Source organism: Marinococcus tarijensis (genome assembly GCF_054971385.1).
This window is the reverse complement of sequence record NZ_JBQOJA010000029.1, coordinates 1-19,395: the sequence shown is the minus strand read 5'-3', so window position 1 is coordinate 19,395 and position 19,395 is coordinate 1. Positions and strand designations below refer to the sequence as shown.

Genomic DNA, 19,395 nt, shown 5'->3' with positions numbered 1-19,395 from the left:
GGGCCGGGGGTTTTTATTTATTCTTCAGCAAGAAGGTGGGGTTTGTAGTCAAGGTGATGCTGGGCTTTAATGTAGCGGACAGTACGGGTTTTGGCCCGCATGACGATGGAATCTGTTTCGGCAAGATCCCCTCCAAGAAAACGAACGCCGTCAAGCAGTTCCCCGCTCGAAACGCCGGTGGCCGCGAAGATGGCATCGTCTCCTTTAACGAGGTCAGACAGCTGAAGCACCTTGCTCGTGTCTGTAATCCCCATGGCTCTGCAGCGCTCCTTTTCTTCTGCGTCTGAGGGGACAAGGCGGGCCTGCATGTCCCCGCCGAGTGCTTTAATAGCGGCAGCTGAGATGACGCCTTCCGGAGCTCCGCCGGTACCAAGGAATAAATCAATGCCGGTGCGCGGAAGCGCAGCTGCGATGGAAGCTCCTACATCCCCGTCCCCAAAGAGTTTTACCCGGGCGCCTTTGGCCCGGACACGGTCGATGAGCTGCTGATGACGCTCGCGGTCCTGAATAATAACCGTGACGTCCCGGACCCGTTTGTTGCTCGTTTTAGCAATCGTATCGATGGTAGTCTCAATCGGGTCGTCCAGGCGGACGTTCCCTGCAGCTTTTGGTCCGACTGCAATTTTTTCCATATACATGTCCGGCGCATGAAGAAGTGTGCCCCGGTCTCCGATGGCAATGACAGCGACAGCGTTGGCCCGGCCGCTGGCAACGATGTTTGTTCCTTCGAGCGGGTCGACAGCAATATCAACCTCAGGGCCTTCTCCGTCTCCCACTTCTTCTCCGATGTAGAGCATAGGTGCTTCGTCGAGTTCCCCTTCACCGATAACGACCGTTCCGCGGCAGTGCACGGAGTCAAACATGGACCTCATCGAAGTCGTAGCAGCATCATCCGCTTCTATTTTTCTCCCACGTCCAAGCCACTGGGCAGAAGAAACGGCGGCAGCCTCTGTAACACGTACAATTTCAAGCGCCAATTCTCTATCCATAAATAGATTTCATCCTTTCCTGTAAGAAGATTCATATGTAAATTTTGCAAAATGCTTAACTATCTTACCACATTTATGTGCCGTCTTCAGCGATGGTTTTATCTGCAGAAGCGGTTAGATATGCTACCATAGAAAATGAGAAAAGGAGGCAGGGTAATGTATTTTGTAGACCGAAAACAAATTGAGGACCGTCTGCAGTATATGGAGCAGCTCGGGCGTATATATAAGCAGATCCGGGAGGAAAGTACAGCAGGTACGCAGCTGGCGCTCGAAAGACTTGCGCACGGCTGGATCGAGGCTCTGATAGATGTCGGCAATCAGATGATTGATGGTTTTATTATGAGGGACCCGGGCAGCTATGAAGATATTCTCGATATCCTTGAAGACGAACGGGTGCTCGAATCTGAAGTGATCAGCCGGCTGAAACCGCTGGTGGCATTCCGGAAAAAACTTGTGCAGGAATTTACAGCTATTGAATCCGCCGAAATCAGACAGGTGCTTGAGGAAGCGGAGCCTGCTGTAGAGAAGGTGAGCCCGTCGGTAAGAAATTATCTCGAGGAGGAGCTCGGGCCGGTATCTGCCTTTCTGCCCGAGGAGAAGGATACGAAGGAACAGAGGAGGGGAACGGCCATGAAAAAGTATAAAGCATATTTAATTGATCTGGACGGAACGATGTACCGGGGCAGCGAACCAATTCCGGAGGCTGTGCGGTTTGTGAATCAGCTTCGTGATAAAGGCGTCCCGCATTTGTATATGACCAACAACTCCACCTCCTCCCCCGAAACAGTGGCTGAACGACTGGCAGGTATGGGAGTGAAGTGCGAAGCGGATCAGGTGATGACAACGTCTCTTGCGACAGCCGGATACTTATATGAGCAGGCGCCTTCTGCCAGGGTGTATGCAATTGGAGAGCAGGGACTTCAGGAAGCGCTGGAGAATTACGGCTTTCATCTTACGGAAACCAATCCGGACGCCGTCGTAATGGGGATGGACCGCAGCATTACATACGATAAACTGAGTAAAGCGACAGTAGCGGTACGAAGCGGTGCCATGTTTATTTCTACTAATGAAGATGTGGCTGTTCCCACTGAGCAGGGCTTTCATCCTGGCAACGGGGCGCTCACTTCAGTCGTTACGACAGCTGCGCAGAAAAACCCGGTCTTTATCGGCAAGCCACAGCCTATTATGGTGGACATGGCGATGCAGGCGCTCGGCCTGGCCAAAGACGAAGTGGCGTTAATCGGGGACAATTATGATACCGATATTCTCGCCGGAGTACGGGCAGGAATAGATACAATTCATGTGAACACGGGAGTTACCAGCAAAGAGGCAGCAGCTGGCAAGGAAACTCCTCCTGCCTACCAGGTGGAAACACTGGCAGAGTGGGCTGATTATCTATAGCTTTTTTTGCTGTAATGGTTGCGAGTTGAAAATAATATCGTTATAATGTCCTTTATAGAAAGACATTTGTTTACCTAAAATAAACATTATATAAATAAAAAATGTAATAAAGGTTTTAGAGGGAGTTAGGAGTGTAGCAGGAATGGAAAAAATTGCCGTAGGTATGCTTGGATTTGGTACGGTGGGAGCCGGCGTGGCTCAACTGCTTGAAGAGCATAAACAAGAGCTTCAGCACCAGGTGGGTGCTGATGTGTTTTTAAAAAAAGCCCTGGTACGTGATTTGGAAAAACCGAGGACCGGTCAGGTAAGTTTGCGGGAAGACCAGCTGACGCTGGAGGCAGATGAGGTGCTCGGCGACCCTGAGATTCACACAGTTGTTGAAGTGATGGGGAGCGTGGACCAGGCAAGAAAGTATATTACACAGGCATTGCAGCATGGCAAAAGCGTTGTTACTGCAAATAAAGACTTGATGGCCCTCCACGGGGCAGAGCTGTTAAAAATCGCAGCAGACAATCACTGCGATCTGTTTTACGAGGCAAGCGTGGCCGGAGGAATTCCAGTCCTGCGAGGCCTTACGGAAGGACTTGCCTCCGACCGGATCACAAAAATGATGGGCATCGTAAACGGAACGACCAACTATGTGCTGACGAAAATGAGCCAGGACGACCGTCCTTACCAGGAAGTTCTGCTTGAAGCACAGGAGCTTGGATTTGCAGAGAGCGATCCCACTGCGGATGTCGAAGGTCTTGACGCTGCCAGAAAAGTAGCTATTCTGGCGAACCTAGGCTTTTCCATGAATGTAGAGCTTTCAGACGTTAGCGTTGAAGGCATTACGTCCATTACAACAGATGATCTTGCCTACTGCCGACAGATGGGCTATACGTTAAAGCTGATCGGCCTGGCTGAACGGAAAAACGGGAAGGTGGAGCTTGCAGTGCAGCCAATGATGCTGCCAAATGACCATCCGCTTTCATCGGTGCAAAACGAATATAATGCTGTGTATATTTACGGCGAAGCGGTAGGAGAAACAATGTTTTATGGCCCGGGAGCCGGCGCGCTTCCAACTGCCACAGCGGTAGTTTCGGATCTTGTCACTTCTGTACGCAATATGCGTCTCGGCGTCAGCGGCCAGCATGTCGGTGATCCGCTGAATGAAAAGCATATTAAGCCGGATAATGAAGTATTTTCGAAATACTTTCTCCGCCTGCACGTGAAAGACGCCACCGGCACCTTCGCAGCCCTCACCTCGATTTTCGCTGAAGAGGATGTAAGCTTTGAACGTCTCGTTCAATGGCCGGTGGAAGGAATGGTTAACACCGCAGAGATTGTCATTATTACGCATACAACATCACTCGATGTATACAAGCGGCTTCAAACGGCGTTAAACAGTCTTGATGTTGTAATAGATATTAAAAGCAGCTACCGTGTAGAGGGAGGAAGCTAAATGAGTGCTTGGCAGGGACTTTTAAAGCAGTATAAAGATTTTTTACCAGTAACAGAAAATACGCCGGCGCTTTCCCTGAATGAAGGCAATACGCCGTTAATCCCACTTGAACGACTGTCGGAAGAATGGGGCGTGAACATTCACGTGAAGACAGAAGGCACCAACCCGACGGGCTCGTTTAAAGACCGGGGAATGGTGATGGCAGTAGCGAAAGCGAAGGAGGAGGGAAGTAAAGCTATTATCTGTGCTTCCACAGGAAACACCTCTGCAGCGGCAGCTGCCTATGGTACGAGAGCCGGCCTCCGCACGATCGTCGTTATTCCGGAAGGAAAAATTGCGCTTGGGAAGCTGGCTCAGGCCGTTATGTACGGAGCCGAAGTGTTTGAAATCCAGGGCAACTTCGATAACGCGCTCGAAATCGTCCGGAGCATCAGTGAAAAAGAACCGATCACGCTCGTAAATTCTGTGAACCCTTATCGTATTGAAGGCCAGAAAACTGCTGCGTACGAAGTGTGTGAAGCGCTCGGAAAAGCGCCGGATGCTCTATGCATCCCGGTGGGCAATGCCGGAAACATCACGGCTTACTGGAAAGGGTTTAAGGAGTACCATGAGCAGCACCAGACCGGGCTGCCAAATATGCTTGGCTTTGAAGCAGAAGGAGCAGCCGCCATCGTACGCGGTGAAGTGGTCAAAGATCCGGAAACGATCGCTACGGCTATACGTATCGGTAATCCGGCAAGCTGGGATAAAGCTATCCGGGTGACGGAAGAGTCAGACGGCCGTATTGATATGGTGACAGACGATGAAATCGTTGAAGCTTATCAGCTGCTTGCCAAAACAGAAGGCGTTTTTGCAGAACCGGCTTCCTGTGCTTCTCTGGCGGGGCTTAAAAAACAGATCGACAGCGGAAAAATCAAAAAAGGTTCTTCGGTTGTCTGTGTCCTTACCGGAAATGGACTAAAAGATCCGAGTACAGCGATTGATAAAGTGACGGTGAAACCAACGGTTATTCCAAATAATGAAGAAGCATTTATGGAGCATATCAAGGGAGGAGTCGTTCGTGGCTGATAAAAGATTGTCGATCACTGTGCCGGCCAGTTCAGCGAATTTAGGACCAGGGTTTGATTCTGTGGGGTTGGCAGTCAACCGCTACCTTACGCTTTACATCGACCGGGCGGAGGAATGGGAATTTTTCTCGAATTCGTCCGAGCTCAGCAGCCTGCCAAATAAAGAAGATAATCTTGTTTATCAGGCAGCGACAGCTTATGCCGCTGAATACGATGTGGAACTGTCCCCATGCCGCGTGGAAATGGTAAGTGATATCCCGCTCGCAAGAGGACTTGGGAGCAGTGCTTCGGCAATTATTGCCGGTATTGAACTGGCAGATGAAATGGCCGGGCTGCACCGGTCGAAGGAAGAAAAAATGCAGTTTGCAAGCGGATGGGAAGGACACCCGGATAACGTCGGGCCTTCGCTTTACGGCGGTCTGATCGTCGGTGCCTACGGAGAGGAAAAAACACACGTGATGCACTGCGGTGTACCGGATGTGGACCTTGTACTTGCCATCCCGGACAGTGAGCTTCTGACTAAAAAAGCGAGGGGAGCGCTTCCTTCCGAACTTCCTTATGCGACAGCTATTCACGGAAGCGCTGTAAGTAACGTGCTGGTGGCGGCTATTCTAAAAGAAGACTGGAAAATGGCAGGGGAAATGATGGTTCGGGATGTCTTTCATCATCCGTACCGCGCAGATATGGTGCCAGGTCTCGAGGAAATGCTCAGCGGCATCCGGCAATACGGAGCCTACGGGGCCGCGTTAAGCGGTGCTGGCCCTACCATTCTCTGCTTCGTACCAAGCGGCAGAGGCGAAGAGGTAAAACGTGCGATCCAGGAGGATTATCCGGGTTTCCGGGTGGAAACAGCCAAACCGGCACCCTTCGGCTCAAACGTACACTATGTTAATCAGCCGGCCGGGGTATCAGGTTCAGTTTGAAATGGAAACAAAAGCATATAAAAAAGCTCAGGGCATTTAACGCCCTGAGCTTTTTTGCGGTTACCGTCTATTAAAATACCTGTTCGAGTTCTTTGACTCCCGGCACTTCTTCCAAGAGTGCGCGTTCAATACCAGCTTTCAGCGTAATTGTAGAGGAAGGGCAGGAGCCGCATGCTCCCATAAGGCGGACCATAACGATGCCGTCTTCGATATCTACAAGTTCCACGTCGCCTCCATCGCGAAGCAGGAAGGGACGAAGCTTTTCAAGAACCTCCTGAACCTGTGCATGCATATCTTCTGTCGTTTGTGGCATGTTGATCTCTCCTTTCGAATACTTTTATTATAAACCGTAGGGCTGTTATGTTCAAATATCATCACGTATATATGCATTCTACTATGAACAGGTGCTGTTTGACAATCATTATCAACCGGAAAAGGAAGATAGTGAAGAAAGCACGGATATAGTATGATAAAGATAAGAAGGCAGGTGTGTGATCATGATAAAAGTTTATGGAGCGGAAAAAAAGTGCCCGAGCTGCGTGAACCTTCCCTCAAGCCAGGAGACAGCAGAGTGGCTCGAAGCTGCAGTGCAGAGAAAGTATCCGGAAAATCCTCCCAATGTAGAGCATATTGATATTGAAGACCCGGGCTCGGCTTCTGATGCTGTGGTGGAAAAAATCCGGCAGGAAGAATACTTTTATCCGCTTGTAACAGTGAATGGAACAGTAGTGGCAGAAGGAAATCCACGACTCAAAGCTGTCTACAGGGAAATTGATAAGGCGAAAGCGCCGGCCCCGGGAACGACAGAAGAATCAAGGGAATAAAAAGGCCGGACGAAAGCTAATGCTTCGCCCGGCTTTTTCAACTGCTTGGACATCCAGCGCTGTTTAGCTGTCACCGTGTCCGCGGCCATTTTCCTTGCCATTACTGGTCTGTCCGGCAGAGGCCTCTTCGATAAGCCCTTTAATGTCGGTATTGTCCATGTAGCCGGTGAAGTGCTCACTGCCGGCGCCGGCAGCAAAGACGGGAACCATTTCTCCGGTGTGTCCGCCGGTATCACTCTCCGCGCGTATTTCGGTATCAAGCGAGCCTACACTGTAGTGATCAGCAATAATGGAGCCAATTTCCCAGCCCACCTGATATTCAGGGTAGACCTCTCCTTCATCGTCTTCAATATTCGCACGGAAGGCTTCTAATTCTTCATTTGTTATATCAATATCTGCATATTCCGAGAACACCTGCTGAATGCTCTCATCGGTGTATTCATCAGAATCCTCCCGGGTATCCAGCTGTTGGGCCATATACTCAGGGGAGACTTCAATATCCTTCAGACCATCCACATCCATAGTTTCTGTTGCGGACATGCCAAGCGTTTCATGGTCGGAAAGCACAACAACGAGCGTATCCTCCCGGTCTTCTGCCCAGGTAACGACCTGTTCAACCGTCTGGTCAAATTCGATCATTTCCTGCCATACACCGGTAGCGTCAGCCGCATGAGCCGCATGGTCGATGCGGGCGCCTTCAACCATCATAAAGAATCCGTCATCATCCTGTGAAAGCACGTCGAGTCCGGACTCAGTCATAGCCTGCAGCGAAGGCTCTTCGCTGTCGACGTCGTCTTTATCGGTTTTATAGTTCATGTACGAATCATTAAACAGGCCAAGGAGCTTGTCCGGAGTTCCGGCTTCCTCCAGCTCTTCTTCAGTAGTCGCATACTCATAGCCGCTCTCCTGAAAATCATCCACGAGCCTGTCTTCGCTTTCTTCCTCGTCGGCTCCGAAAAATTCACCGCCACCCCCAAGCAGGACATCATACTCCCCTTCGTACTGCTGTTCGGCAATGTCTTCTTCGCTTCCGCGGTCAGATACGCTTGCGGTAAACGCTGCCGGAGTGGCATCTGTGACCGTATTATTGGATATAACGCCGACTTTTTTGCCCTCATCCTGATACTGATCCAGAATGCTGTCTACTTCATTGCCGTCTTCATCGACCCCGATGCCTCCGTTATTTGTTTTCGTGCCGGTAGCGATGGCGGTGCCGGCCGCGGCTGAATCAGTTACGCTGTTATCGGCGGAGTAGGTGCTGGTCATGCCTGTATGTTCAAGCGATTCCATGAACAGTTCGCCTTCCTTGCCGTACTCAAGCATAGAAGCGATTTCCATCTGCCCCATGCCCATGCCGTCTCCCACCATTACGATGACATTTTCCGGCACATCCCCCTTAGCATTTTTACTGCTGTTTTCAACTCCGTTTTCATTAGCATTATCATTTGCTGAGCCACTTGCGTGAAGAAGGCTTCCTGAGCTGATAAACATTCCTGCGAGAACCCCGACATTTAATTTTTTTGAAAAATACATGCTGACCCTCCCATGATAATTCATAACTTTTGATATTTTTTGAAATTTTAGTTAATAATAAATGGGCCGGAAGCAGCCGTCAACAATCTTATGATTTTTCAAGCTAAATATACCTTTGATTTTCTAAATTTTTCATATTATATGTGCTGATTTACTTAGTAAAATCAATGACTGCCTGCGAACATAAAAAGGATCTGCATGACGGGCAGATCCTTTCTTGTGAAACATGAAATTATTTTGTCCACTATACGCCGGAGTGGTTTTTGTACATCCAGAGCACGCCACTTTTTAACAGACGGGCGACACGGCCGGTAACTGCTGCTTTAGCAGTACCACCCATCACGCCGAAGCCGTGCTTTTTGCCTAACGATCCAAGCGTACCTTTAAGCTTGATCTCAGGCATTGTTTCCGGAAGCGGTTCGTTCTTCCATTGTTTTTTCATAATCGTGGCGATCTGTTCTGCCTGGCCCTCTGCCAGCTGAGCGCTTGGGGCGTGAGGCAGGCTGGCACAGTCCCCGACGATAAAAATATTTTCATCGTTTGTTAGATGATGGTGGGGGGTTAAAATGATGCGTCCCTTCCGGTCTTTTTCTGTATCAAGCTCGCGAATGATTTTGTTGGGCTGGATCCCTGCAGTCCAAATGATAGCTTCAGACTGGATCCAGTCCTCATGGTTGTACAGGCCTTCCGCCGTCACAGTAGTAATGTCGGAATTGCTGATAACTTCAACATCATGCTTTTCAAACCAGTTCTGCACGTAGTTACTAAGCCGCTTCGGAAACATTGGAAGAATGGTTTCCCCGCGGTCAAACAAACGTATGTGAAGATCTGAGCGACTCTCCCGCAGCTCGCTGGCCAGTTCTACACCGCTGAGTCCGGCACCTACGATGCTGACAGCTGATTTTGGCGGAAGGTTGCTGATAGCTTCGTATGTTCGGCGTGTTGCTTCCATGCTTTGAATACTGTAGGAATGTTCTTCTGCTCCGGGCACCCCGTGAAAGTTGTCGACGGAACCGAGCCCGGCGATGAGCTTGTCATAGGGAAGCGAAGCAGAATCAGACATGATCACCATCTGATTTTCCATATCAATATGGTCAATCGTGCCAAAATGAATTTTTAAACGGGAATGATCGGGAAACGGAACACGTACGTCATGGTCCGACTCAGTGCCGGCTGCAAGCGCGTAGTATTCCGTTTTCATACAGTGGTACGGAAGTTTATCCACTAATGTAATATCAACATCCTGGGGAAGGTCGCTGCCGAGTACGCGCTGAAGAAAACGCATCCCGCCGTAGCCTCCGCCTAATACGATAATTTTTTCCATTGTTTCTTGTCCCCCTTTGAGTAGCATGCTGTCTATGCCCGCGTGGACCAGCTGCATAAAATGATGAAGTAGTTCTTCGCGATCAGTCTCAGCTCCGATGGATAGCTGATAGTAAAAATAGCTGTTGATGATGTGGGCCCATTGATTCGAAGAAATGGAAGAGTCTATTTCCTGCTGGCGGACACCGCTCAGAAGGAGCTGTTCCCACGTGCGAAGCAAAGCACTGTCATGCTCGACCACATGCCGCCAGATGTGTCTGGTGAGGGACGGATTCAGATGAAAGTCCCCCAGGAAATATCCGGCGTAGGCACGAATACGGGAGGGAAGTGTCATGCGCTGAATTTTATATGTCTGCATGTATTCCTGGACCCTGAGCAGCCGGTCCTCTGCGAGTGCACGCATGATCGACTCTTTCGTAGGGAAATAATTGAAAAAAGTCCCTTTGGCGACTTCAGCTGAAGCCGTGATTTCCTGCACAGTCGTCTGCTCAAAGCCCTTTTCCTGAAATAAATGCACAGCAGCCTGCAGAATGCGGGAACGTGTCAGCTCTCGTTTTTCTGTTCGTTTCATAGAATGCCCCCTCTGCACAGCTGAAAGCATTTGCAAAAATAAAAAGTTCCAATAGAGAGAACAATCCGGTTATACAGTCAGTAAAAATGACTGCGGTCAATTTTGATTATAGAGAGGTACAGCTGCTTTGGCAACCAATTTTAAAAATATCAAACAATTTTGTGAACGGGGCATTCAAACGAATTGGTTGACGCAGCGGCCGCAGACGACTAATATAAACTCGTATAACCCGGGAAGAGGTGATGAAAGGTGAGGCCAATTATTGAGTTTTGCATGAGTAATTTGGCGAACGGCTCTCACGGGGCAATGGAAGAACTTGAAAAAGATCCGAATCTGGATGTTATTGAAGATATATGCTTAGGCTATTGCGGCCGTTGCTCTATGAATATGTACGCGCTTGTGAACGGGGAGCCGGTAGAAGGGGAAGATGAAAAAGATCTTCTTGCCAATATTTATACTCATCTTGAAGAAAACCCAATGTTTTAATGCAAAAGCGTCTTTCTGCAGAAGGGAAGGCGCTTTTTTCTCAACGTTTAAAGAGGGGGAAAAGAATGGATATCATTCCTTTTGAGAATACATGGCCGTACGACAAAATAAGTGAAGATATTTATATTAATGAATGTCCGTACTGCGGCACCAGAAATATATTAACAGCGATGAAAGTAAAAGATTTAGAATGGGCAAAAGAGGAAATAAAAACATATATCAATATGCCGTGCTGCCATAAACGCATGCATATTGTATTTGCAGATGAAGATTACTTATGGACAACAGAGCCGCTGAGACGAAGGGAGAGAAAATCATGAGATTTACAAAAATGCACGGGCTCGGTAACAGCTACATTTATGTCGATGTGTTTGAAGAAACACTCGAAGAGCATGAGCTGCCGAGGCTTGCCCGGCAGGTAGCCGATAAAAATAAAGGAATAGGTTCTGACGGGCTGATCCTGATCGGACCGTCGACGCACGAAGACGTGAAAATGCAGGTATTCAATGCTGATGGATCGGAAGCGAAAAACTGCGGAAACGGCCTGCGCTGCACAGCTAAATATGCTTACGAGCATGGCTATGTTAACAAAGAGCGTTTTACGATCGAAACCCTCGGTGGAACAATGAAAGCAACTGTGCATCCGGACAATACCGGCCAGACTGTCAGCCTGGTAACCATCGATATGGGAGCTCCGGCGTTTGACTGGGACCAGGTGCCCGTTAAAGAGCAGGGAGAGGGAGAGCTGTCCCTTGAAGCTGCAGGCCGTTCCTGGCAGCTGATGCCCGTCTCCATGGGCAATCCTCACGGAGTCATCTTCGTGGATGACACAGAGCAGGCGCCGGTCGAAACGGTGGGAGCAGAGCTTGAAACACACGAAGCCTTTCCGGAAGGAGCCAACATTGAATTTGTGCATATGCGCCGCAATGACGTAATGGATTTTAGAGTATGGGAGCGGGGCTCCGGTATTACCCAGGCGTGCGGAACAGGCGCTTGTGCGGCGGTGGCAGCCGCAGTGGAAGCTGGAATGAGTGAAAAAGACAAAGAGGTGACTGTGCATCTTCCCGGCGGTGACCTGTATATTACGTGGCAATCATCAGGAAATATACTGATGACAGGAAATGCTGAGGTTATCTGTACGGGGGAGTATGAAACAAGAAGGGCCTCGATATAAATAAAAAGAGAGCGGGCGCCCGCTCTCTTTTTTTACGTTTAATAGGATTTAACAATATTATAGAAGGTATCCCGTTCCACTGGAGTTTTTCCAGCTGTTTTAATCAGGTGGATCAATTCCTTGCGGGTGATTCCCTGAGACGTCAACGCGCCGACGGAATGGGAGATCCGCTCCTCGATCAGGGTGCCGTGAATATCGTCGGAGCCAAACGTGAGAGCCATCTGGGTCAGCTGGGCGCCGATGTTAATCCAGTATGCTTTAATGTGGTCAAAGTTATCAAGCATCAGCCGTGAAATCGCTACTGTCCGAAGATCATCGAAGGCGGAGGTACGCTGGTGCAGGCCGGCATCGAGCTTGCGCGGCTGCATGGCGAGCGGGATGAAGACCATGAAGCCATTGGTTTTGTCCTGCAGGGCACGGACACGGTCCATATGAATGAGCCGTTCCTCCTTCGATTCGATCGACCCGTACAGCATAGTGGCGTGCGTACGCATACCAAGATCGTGAGCGAGTTCGTGAGCCTCGAGCCATTCAAACGTCGTCGCCTTGTCCGGACTCATTTTCGCACGGTAATTTTCTGTAAGAATTTCAGCACCGCCGCCCGGAAGCGTATCGAGTCCTGCCTTTTGCAGTTCTACGAGGACTTCGCGCATGCTGATCCCGGCGTGGCGGGCAAAGAATTCGATTTCGGCTCCTGTATAGGCTTTAACTTTTGCATGTGGATAATGTTTTTTCAACACGCGGACGGTATTTAAGTAATATTCAAACGGCACATCCGTGTTGTGCCCGCCAACGATGTGAAATTCCCGTATGTTGTCATTCCAGCGTTTCTCCACGTATTCAAGCAGCTCTTCCTCATGCATTGTATACGCGTTTTCCTGGCCGGGCTTGCGTTTAAATCCGCAAAACGAGCAGCTGGCTTCGCATACGTTGGTTGGGTTGATGTACATATTTTCGATAAAATAAACGTTATCCCCGTTTTTTCTTTCGTTCACCTCATTTGCCAACTGGGCCACGGTTAACAGATCTGCTGTTTCATAGAGATAGAGGCCGTCTTCAATGGATAACCGTTCTCCTTCTCGGACTTTGTCGGCAATGCGCTGCATGTCGGCGTCGCGATTCAAGGTGATCCCCATATTAATCCTTCCTTTCCGATGTACAAGAAATACTGTAAAGTTCAGCGGTTCTGCAGGCGGCTTCCGTACCGTCTTGCAAAACCTTATCTGCTGTATAGGTATATAAAAAGGGTACTGCCAGGGAAAGACATTAAGCTAACAAGAATTTCCGGGGCTCAGTTTCTTATTATACATCGTGGTATTCCGGAAGGAAAGTAACAACGCCCAAAGCAGTTCTTCATTCGGAAGAATTACCCGCAGGGGAGGCCGAAGAGTAATTCCATGCCTCCGGATAGAGAGGCAGCCTTTCCGCACGGTAAACAACCCTGCCGTCTCCCGCCTCGATGCCGGAAAGCTCGAGTTCGTACACTACTTCATCTGTGGTGCCGGCAGTTTCAACGACAGTGGCCTGATAGCCGTCCTCCACCTTCTGGTACCCGGAGGTGAGCAGGCGGTTTTCGGTTTCGTACATATAATCAGCATCGCTGACCACGTTGGAGTAAAAGTCTTTCCCGCGTTCTTCACCGTAATTCCAAACGGTTTCCACGGTGCCTTCCTCTTCATTGATACGGTATTGAATGCCCTGGCTGAAATCCTGGCTGACGGATTCATCGCCGCGGGTGATTACCCTGTTGTTATCAAACAGGAGAACGTCCTTAGTATCCGGATTGTCATCCTGGTCTGGAAGAATCATCGGAGCATGCTGGGCGCCGGGATATTTCACATTACCGTTTTCTGGCTCGAGCACTTTTTCGGACATATCTGGAGGCCAGCCTTCCGGGGCAGCCAGAATCCAGTTAATCTCCATATCCGGATAAGTCAGGCTCATGACGGCGTCCTGATGACGGCCGGATATGAGAATACTTTTGTTTTCTTCATCATACCAAATGGCATTTTGATGCATCCAGTCGCCATCGCTTTCGTTCGGCCCGGAATATTCTTCGTACACTTCAGAAGGGAAGATGTCTTTTAAATCGAGTGTTTCCACAGTTTCGCCGGTATCACGGTCGATTTCCACCATCGTGTCCTCCTCATAGGAATTACTGTTATCATGTACGGTAACTAAAAGATTGTTGTTTGGCAGCTCGATGGCATCGTGGTGAATGACGTTAGTGTCCTCGTAGTTGGGCAGGTTAATCTTGTACTGATTCTGAACCTTTCCAAGCATGTCTGTTTCAAACAGATAGTCATTGCGATTGTCTTCAGAGTCAGATGCCCCGAGCAGCAGATTTCCATTGGGGAGCCGTTTAAAAACAAACCCTCCGGTCCTGTCAGAGTACCAGCGAATGTCTCCTGCTTCATCCACACCGTAAGCTTTGGATTTACCAGGGGTTAAAAATGTGAGTCCTGGTTCCATTTCCTCCGGTGAGCTTTCTATCACTTCTCTGTCATGAGCAGAAGCAAGAGTATCATTAGTCTCTATGAACACGGTTTTCTCCTGGACATTCCCCTGACGATCCTCTGCTTCAATAGTAATTTCGTTAGTGCTATTGGGGTACAGCCCGAGCACAGGAACCTCATGCTCCCGGTTAAAGGCAGGGTATGTATGTGAGATATCCTGGGTTTCGCCACGGCTGGCTACAGTAACAGTAATACGGCTGGGATTTTCTGTGCGGAATTTCGTCAAAGCAGTCAATGGAGCCTCTTCGTATGGATCCTGGATGACCATTGGATTGTTAAAAGTGTAGTTTCCGTCCATGTACTCCTGCTGCCACTGCTTCTCCATTTTTCCCTGCTCTTCGATTAAGTCAGTTTCACTGCTTGTGGTGGAAGCACTTTGGAACATGGAAAAAGAAACGGTCTGGCTGGTGTTTTCCGCAATAATGATCCAGACGACGGCAAGGGCGAGGATCAGAAAAGTCGTTATTTTCAAAAAAACTCCTCCATGTTTAAATTTTTTCGAACTTTCTCACAAGTATAAGCAAAATGAAAGTATTTGCCCACAAAAACGTCCGCCAGAAAAAACAAAAGAGGAATATTTGAAGAACGGAGGATTAGGGTCTATAATATAAATGAGCCTCAGATACACAAAGGAGGAAACACTAATGTTAGTATTATCGGATGCAGCAGCACAGCGTGTGCTCGACATGATTGAAGAAGAAGGCGACAGTTCACTATATATGCGTGTAGGTGTAAAGGGCGGCGGATGCACCGGCCTATCCTACGGCATGGGTTTTGATTCTATAGTAGAAGAAACCGACCAGGTGCTTGAAATCAAAGGTGTTCCAATCGTGGTAGACAGTGAGAGTGCTCCTGTTCTGGACGGCGTAAACATCGATTTCAAGGAAAACATGATGGGCGGCGGCTTTACGATCGACAATCCGAACGCCATCGCTTCCTGCGGCTGCGGCGCATCGTTCAAGACCGCAACCAAAGAAGGTACACCGGAGAAATGCTAGAAAAATAGCGTTAGAAAAAGCAGCTGTCAGTGCACAGCTGCTTTTTTTTATGTTTTACTGGTCACATAAAGGCATAATTTGTAAAATGTGAAGACAGGGGAGTCAGTTATGAAAAAACGAACGATCTTTACGGGAACGCTTGGAATACTTATGCTGACAGGGTGTGGAAGCAGCTTGTCAGACGAAGAACAGCAGTACATAGACAAAGTGGACGAAAGTGCCACAGAGATTCACGAGCTGGACACGCAGCTTACAGAAGCCGTGAACGCTGTAGAAAATGAAGAAGAAGGGGCAGCCGAAGAACTGCAAAGCATGCAGGAGGATATTTTTGTAACAGCCTACGATAACGTTGAAGCAATCAGCGTGCCCGAGGGTGAAGACATGCAGGCAGTGTACGACGCGCATGTTTCTTATGCAAACCAATATGTGTTTATTGCTGAAGAGTTAATGAGCACAGAAAATCTGCAGCAGTCGATTGAAGAAAACATCAACCCGGTGCTTGAGCGGATGGAAGACGAGGAGAGGAGCTTTGCCGACACGGTGGAGGAAGAAACCGGCGAGGAGATCAGCTTTGAATAGCAAAAAAACGATCCCGAATACGGATCGTTTTTTTATTAAAACATATGGGAGCTGTGTCCTGGCTGGACTTTTGCCTTTGGATTAATATAATTCATCGCATTGTTCACTGCTGTAGGAGCTTCCCCGAAGCCGGTAGCAATTAATTTTACTTTGCCGTCGTATGAAGTAACGTCTCCTGCTGCGTATACGCCCGGGATATTCGTTTCCATTTTCGTATTTACAACAATGGAATTTTTATGAATATCAAGTCCCCACTCTTTAATCGGGCCCAGGGAAGAAACGAAGCCGTAGTTGACGATTAGGGAATCAACGTCGACCACCTGTTCAGCAGTACCTTTCACTTCTTCAAAAACCACCTGTTGAATACGTTCGCCGTCTCCGAGAACATCCTTAACCTGAAACGGTGTCAGAATATCCACATTCGACTGGTTCAGCTGTTCGACGCTGTGCTCATGGGCGCGGAATTTATCCCGGCGGTGGGCAAGAGTGACGTCCGCAATCGGATCAAGCATGTTCGCCCAGTCAACAGCCGAGTCACCGCCACCAAGAATCGTCACTTTTTCACCGGCAAACGCCTGAAGATCGTTAACGAAATAATGAAGATTGGAATCTTCGTATGGTGCCATGCCGTCGATTTGAAGCTTCCTTGGCTGAAAGGCACCTACACCGGCAGTGATAATGATAGTGCGGGTGTAATGAACTCCTTTATCCGTGTGAAGCTCGATAAGATCATCTTCGTTGCGGATAACATTTTCTACGCTTTGTTCAAGCACTACTTCTGGATTGAACGGGTTCATCTGTTCAATTAAATTATCCACAAGCTCCTGGGCACGGACTTTTGGAAACCCTGCCACATCATATATAAACTTTTCCGGGTAAAGGGCAGCAAGCTGTCCCCCGAGCTGTGGCATACTTTCAATAATTTTAACTTTAGCCTGACGCATTCCTCCGTAAAATGCGGTAAACAAACCGGTAGGGCCGCCGCCAATAATAGTCACATCATATATATCTGACTCTAATACCACTAAGGTACACCTCCTAGAATCTTTTCAAACTTCAATCCATTATAATACTGATTGAGAAAAATAGAAACCAATTGAGAAATTGTTTCAAGAGTTACATTGTAACATAAGCAAAATTAGTGCCAAGGGTATTTCCCTGCTGCGTTTAGGAAGAAGGGATGAAAAAAGGTGAAAATCGGGAAAAAGGTTGAAATATTATAGCAAAACCCATAATATTAAGTACGGGGTTTGTGTCTATTTTTTTACAAAAAGCAACGCGTTATAAGCAGAAAACGAAGTGGACTTTTCTTTTTTATTAAAGAAAAGGCGGTTTGGTATAGTTATGTACGTGAAATAAATCACATACATAAGCTGTTTTTAACAAAAATCTAAAAAATGGAAGTGATTGACATGGCAGGGAAAACAAATATTGTTGTTTTAGGCGTTGGATATGCTGGTCTTGTTTCCGCTTCAAAGCTCGCAAAAGAAGTAGGAACAGACAATGCAAACATTACGCTGGTCAGCAGGCACGATTATCATTACCAGACAACCTGGCTGCACGAGCCGGCTGCAGGAACGCTTCACCATGACCGTACCCGCATTAAAGTCAGTAAAATTCTTGATTTGAATAAAATTAACTTCGTGCAGGATGAAGCTACGAAAGTTGTTACAGAAGAAAGAAAAGTAACGCTTGCTTCCGGCGGTGAACTGCAGTACGACTACATTATCGTAGGCGTTGGGGCTATCTCTGAAACATTTGGCATTGAAGGCGTTTATGAAAACTCCTATCACCGCTGGACTGTGGACGGCGCCCGCCAGATGAAAGACCGCATTGAATATATGTTTGCCCGCTATCACAGCGACGAAGCAAAAGAAGAAGATCTGACGTTCGTTGTAGCAGGCGCCGGTTTTACCGGTATGGAATTTATGGGCGAGCTGAGTGAACGCGTGCCTAAGCTCTGCAAAGAGTACGATGTACCGCGCAATAAAGTAAAAATGTACGTTATCGAAGCGATGCCAACAGCACTTCCAGGCTTTGATCCGGAGCTTGTGGAGTATGCGATGAATTTACTTGAAAACCGCGGGGTAGAATTCAAACTGGATTCACCGATCAAAGCAGTAACTGAAAACAGTGTTGAACTCAATACGGGTGAATCCGTAAAAACCTCGACAGTAATATGGGCAACGGGTGTCCGCGGTAATCCGCTTATTGAGGAATCCGGCTTTGAAAACAACCGTGCCCGCGTGAAGGTTGATGACGATCTGCGTGCTCCTGGTCATGAACGCGAGTTTATCATTGGTGACTGTTCCCTGATCATCAATACAGAAATCGACCGCCCGTTCCCGCCGACAGCTCAAATTGCTCTCCAGCAGGGCGAAACAGCTGCCGATAATATCAAAGCGTTGATGGAAGGACGTCCAACAGAAGCATTTGTAGCTGATATTAAAGGTACGGTGGCTTCTCTTGGTGGAAAAGAAGCGATTGGCGTTGTAGGTTCGAAGAAGCTTTACGGCCGTCCTGCTTACTTTATGAAAAAAGTGATCGAAAACCGTGCATTATGGGTTCTCGGCGGCTTTGGCTTCCTCCTTCGCAAGGGACAGAGCCCGTTTTAAAATGAGTGCAGGAAAAGCATAAAAGAAGCCCCCGGCAAACTATGCCGGGGGCTTCTTTCGCATGCGGAAATATAAAGACTAAGAGGTGATCATACAATGAAAATAGCATGAGCCGCGAACGTTACAGCCACCCCGAAAATAGCTCCGAAGATAACTTCAATCGGCTGATGGCCAAGAAGCTCCTTCAGCTCCTGGCGTTTTTCGGGCTCGCGTTTTTGCTGCCAGGACCGGGCTTCCGTTACGAGGCGGTTAAAGTCATTCACCAGCTGATTTAATACAGTGGCATGGTAGCCAGCGTGCCTCCGGACGCCGGTAGCGTCAAACATTACAATAACGCCAAAAACGATGCAGATGGCAAAAAGACTTGAATCAAAGCCGCGCTCAATACCAATGGCTGTAGAAAGAGAAGTAACAGCTGCGGAGTGGGAGCTTGGCATGCCGCCGGTACTTGTGATAAGGGAAGCATCCCAGGTTTTGGCAGCAATGAAACCAAGGGGTATTTTAATCGCCTGTGCTAGTAAAATAGAAGATAATGCCACTAAGAGTGGGAAGTTCTGCAGTAATTCCATTCATGAACGTCCTTTCTGAAATTTGGCAGTTAGTAAGGATGAGAAACAGCCCACATTATGATAAATATAAGTACAGGCAACAATATTTTATCACATGGCATCAGGTTCGTCGTGTCATCGTTTTAAGAAAGCAGAAAAAGATAGAACAATCCAAAAACCCGGACGTAAACCAGAAGAATCGCCGCTACAGGGGATTTCAGGGCTAAAGGAGGCGTGAGCATGAATTACTGGGGATTAGGTGCTATTATATAAAGGATGAAAGGGATAAAATATACCTAAACCATTTGCAACAATTGTATATGTTAAGGGACCGTCAATAATTTTGTGTAAACGGCTGTCCTCTTCCAGCCTTGAAGTTAACCCTGCGGTTGAAACATATCTTC

19 protein-coding genes and 1 pseudogene are annotated in these 19,395 nt (G+C 48.2%); 11 read left to right on the top strand and 9 right to left on the bottom strand.

Features of this window, described 5'->3' with window-relative positions:
- Nucleotides 1-17: 17 nt before the first annotated feature.
- Nucleotides 18-989, bottom strand: a complete 972-nt coding sequence (gene glpX, locus ACTTK7_RS14095; RefSeq protein ID WP_462868719.1) for a class II fructose-bisphosphatase — start codon at nt 987-989, stop codon at nt 18-20.
- A gap of 156 nt (nt 990-1,145) precedes the next feature.
- On the opposite strand from glpX, the gene ACTTK7_RS14090 reads away from it, so the two are divergent.
- From ACTTK7_RS14090 to thrB, 4 genes are all read left to right on the top strand, one after another.
- Entirely contained in the window at nt 1,146-2,390 is a 1,245-nt protein-coding gene (locus ACTTK7_RS14090; protein WP_462868718.1) for a TIGR01457 family HAD-type hydrolase, read from the top strand.
- A 142-nt stretch (nt 2,391-2,532) separates the two neighbouring features.
- The gene (locus ACTTK7_RS14085; protein WP_462868717.1) at nt 2,533-3,834 is read left to right on the top strand and encodes a homoserine dehydrogenase; all 1,302 of its coding nucleotides are present in this window, start codon (nt 2,533-2,535) and stop codon (nt 3,832-3,834) included.
- On the top strand, nt 3,835-4,902 hold the full coding sequence (thrC, locus tag ACTTK7_RS14080; RefSeq protein WP_091616396.1) for a threonine synthase: 1,068 nt from the start codon (nt 3,835-3,837) through the stop codon (nt 4,900-4,902). It abuts the gene before it with no gap.
- A complete protein-coding gene (gene thrB, locus ACTTK7_RS14075; protein ID WP_462868716.1) occupies nt 4,895-5,824 on the top strand; it encodes a homoserine kinase in 930 nt (309 codons plus the stop codon). The genes thrC and thrB overlap by 8 nt, the downstream gene beginning before the upstream one ends.
- Before the next feature lie 70 nt (nt 5,825-5,894).
- Here the strand turns inward: thrB and ACTTK7_RS14070 are convergent, their stop codons facing one another.
- On the bottom strand, nt 5,895-6,137 hold the full coding sequence (locus tag ACTTK7_RS14070) for a NifU family protein (protein ID WP_022793950.1): 243 nt from the start codon (nt 6,135-6,137) through the stop codon (nt 5,895-5,897).
- A 184-nt stretch (nt 6,138-6,321) separates the two neighbouring features.
- On the opposite strand from ACTTK7_RS14070, the gene ACTTK7_RS14065 reads away from it, so the two are divergent.
- The gene (locus tag ACTTK7_RS14065; protein WP_462868715.1) at nt 6,322-6,648 is read left to right on the top strand and encodes a DUF1462 family protein; all 327 of its coding nucleotides are present in this window, start codon (nt 6,322-6,324) and stop codon (nt 6,646-6,648) included.
- A gap of 63 nt (nt 6,649-6,711) precedes the next feature.
- Here ACTTK7_RS14065 and ACTTK7_RS14060 read toward each other — a convergent pair whose 3' ends face one another.
- From ACTTK7_RS14060 to ACTTK7_RS14050, 3 genes and pseudogenes are all read right to left on the bottom strand, one after another.
- Nucleotides 6,712-8,181: an alkaline phosphatase gene (locus ACTTK7_RS14060; RefSeq protein WP_462868713.1), complete on the bottom strand. Its 1,470-nt coding sequence runs from the start codon at nt 8,179-8,181 to the stop codon at nt 6,712-6,714.
- Between the two features lie 244 nt (nt 8,182-8,425).
- Nucleotides 8,426-9,505 (bottom strand): NAD(P)/FAD-dependent oxidoreductase, encoded by a 1,080-nt coding sequence (locus ACTTK7_RS14055; RefSeq protein ID WP_462868733.1) that lies wholly within the window; start codon nt 9,503-9,505, stop codon nt 8,426-8,428.
- Nucleotides 9,506-9,907: 402 nt separating this feature from the next.
- Nucleotides 9,908-10,075: pseudogene (locus ACTTK7_RS14050) on the bottom strand (TetR/AcrR family transcriptional regulator); the annotation flags it as partial.
- A gap of 249 nt (nt 10,076-10,324) precedes the next feature.
- Here ACTTK7_RS14050 and ACTTK7_RS14045 point away from each other — a divergent pair.
- The 3 genes from ACTTK7_RS14045 to dapF all read left to right on the top strand — a co-directional run bounded on the left by ACTTK7_RS14045 (nt 10,325) and on the right by dapF (nt 11,735).
- A complete protein-coding gene (locus tag ACTTK7_RS14045) occupies nt 10,325-10,561 on the top strand; it encodes a YuzB family protein (RefSeq protein ID WP_022794141.1) in 237 nt (78 codons plus the stop codon).
- A gap of 65 nt (nt 10,562-10,626) precedes the next feature.
- Complete coding sequence (locus ACTTK7_RS14040; protein ID WP_462868711.1) at nt 10,627-10,881, top strand: hypothetical protein; 255 nt, start codon at nt 10,627-10,629, stop codon at nt 10,879-10,881.
- Nucleotides 10,878-11,735: a diaminopimelate epimerase gene (gene dapF / locus ACTTK7_RS14035; protein WP_462868709.1), complete on the top strand. Its 858-nt coding sequence runs from the start codon at nt 10,878-10,880 to the stop codon at nt 11,733-11,735. The genes ACTTK7_RS14040 and dapF overlap by 4 nt, the downstream gene beginning before the upstream one ends.
- Nucleotides 11,736-11,773: 38 nt before the next feature.
- Here the strand turns inward: dapF and mqnE are convergent, their stop codons facing one another.
- Together mqnE and ACTTK7_RS14025 are read right to left on the bottom strand one after the other, a co-directional pair.
- Complete coding sequence (mqnE, locus tag ACTTK7_RS14030; protein ID WP_462868708.1) at nt 11,774-12,871, bottom strand: aminofutalosine synthase MqnE; 1,098 nt, start codon at nt 12,869-12,871, stop codon at nt 11,774-11,776.
- Nucleotides 12,872-13,088: 217 nt separating this feature from the next.
- Entirely contained in the window at nt 13,089-14,723 is a 1,635-nt protein-coding gene (locus ACTTK7_RS14025; protein WP_462868707.1) for an aryl-sulfate sulfotransferase, read from the bottom strand.
- 172 nt (nt 14,724-14,895) lie between these two features.
- On the opposite strand from ACTTK7_RS14025, the gene ACTTK7_RS14020 reads away from it, so the two are divergent.
- Complete coding sequence (locus ACTTK7_RS14020) at nt 14,896-15,249, top strand: HesB/IscA family protein (protein ID WP_022794136.1); 354 nt, start codon at nt 14,896-14,898, stop codon at nt 15,247-15,249.
- Between the two features lie 108 nt (nt 15,250-15,357).
- Nucleotides 15,358-15,828, top strand: a complete 471-nt coding sequence (locus ACTTK7_RS14015) for a hypothetical protein (RefSeq protein WP_462868706.1) — start codon at nt 15,358-15,360, stop codon at nt 15,826-15,828.
- 35 nt (nt 15,829-15,863) lie between these two features.
- On the opposite strand, the gene ACTTK7_RS14010 is transcribed toward ACTTK7_RS14015, so the two are convergent.
- The gene (locus ACTTK7_RS14010; protein WP_462868705.1) at nt 15,864-16,853 is read right to left on the bottom strand and encodes an NAD(P)/FAD-dependent oxidoreductase; all 990 of its coding nucleotides are present in this window, start codon (nt 16,851-16,853) and stop codon (nt 15,864-15,866) included.
- A 387-nt stretch (nt 16,854-17,240) separates the two neighbouring features.
- Between ACTTK7_RS14010 and ACTTK7_RS14005 the strand changes: the two genes are divergently transcribed.
- Nucleotides 17,241-18,443, top strand: a complete 1,203-nt coding sequence (locus ACTTK7_RS14005) for an NAD(P)/FAD-dependent oxidoreductase (protein ID WP_462868704.1) — start codon at nt 17,241-17,243, stop codon at nt 18,441-18,443.
- Nucleotides 18,444-18,532: 89 nt separating this feature from the next.
- Here ACTTK7_RS14005 and ACTTK7_RS14000 read toward each other — a convergent pair whose 3' ends face one another.
- Entirely contained in the window at nt 18,533-19,012 is a 480-nt protein-coding gene (locus ACTTK7_RS14000; protein ID WP_022794132.1) for a divergent PAP2 family protein, read from the bottom strand.
- Nucleotides 19,013-19,395: the final 383 nt, after the last annotated feature.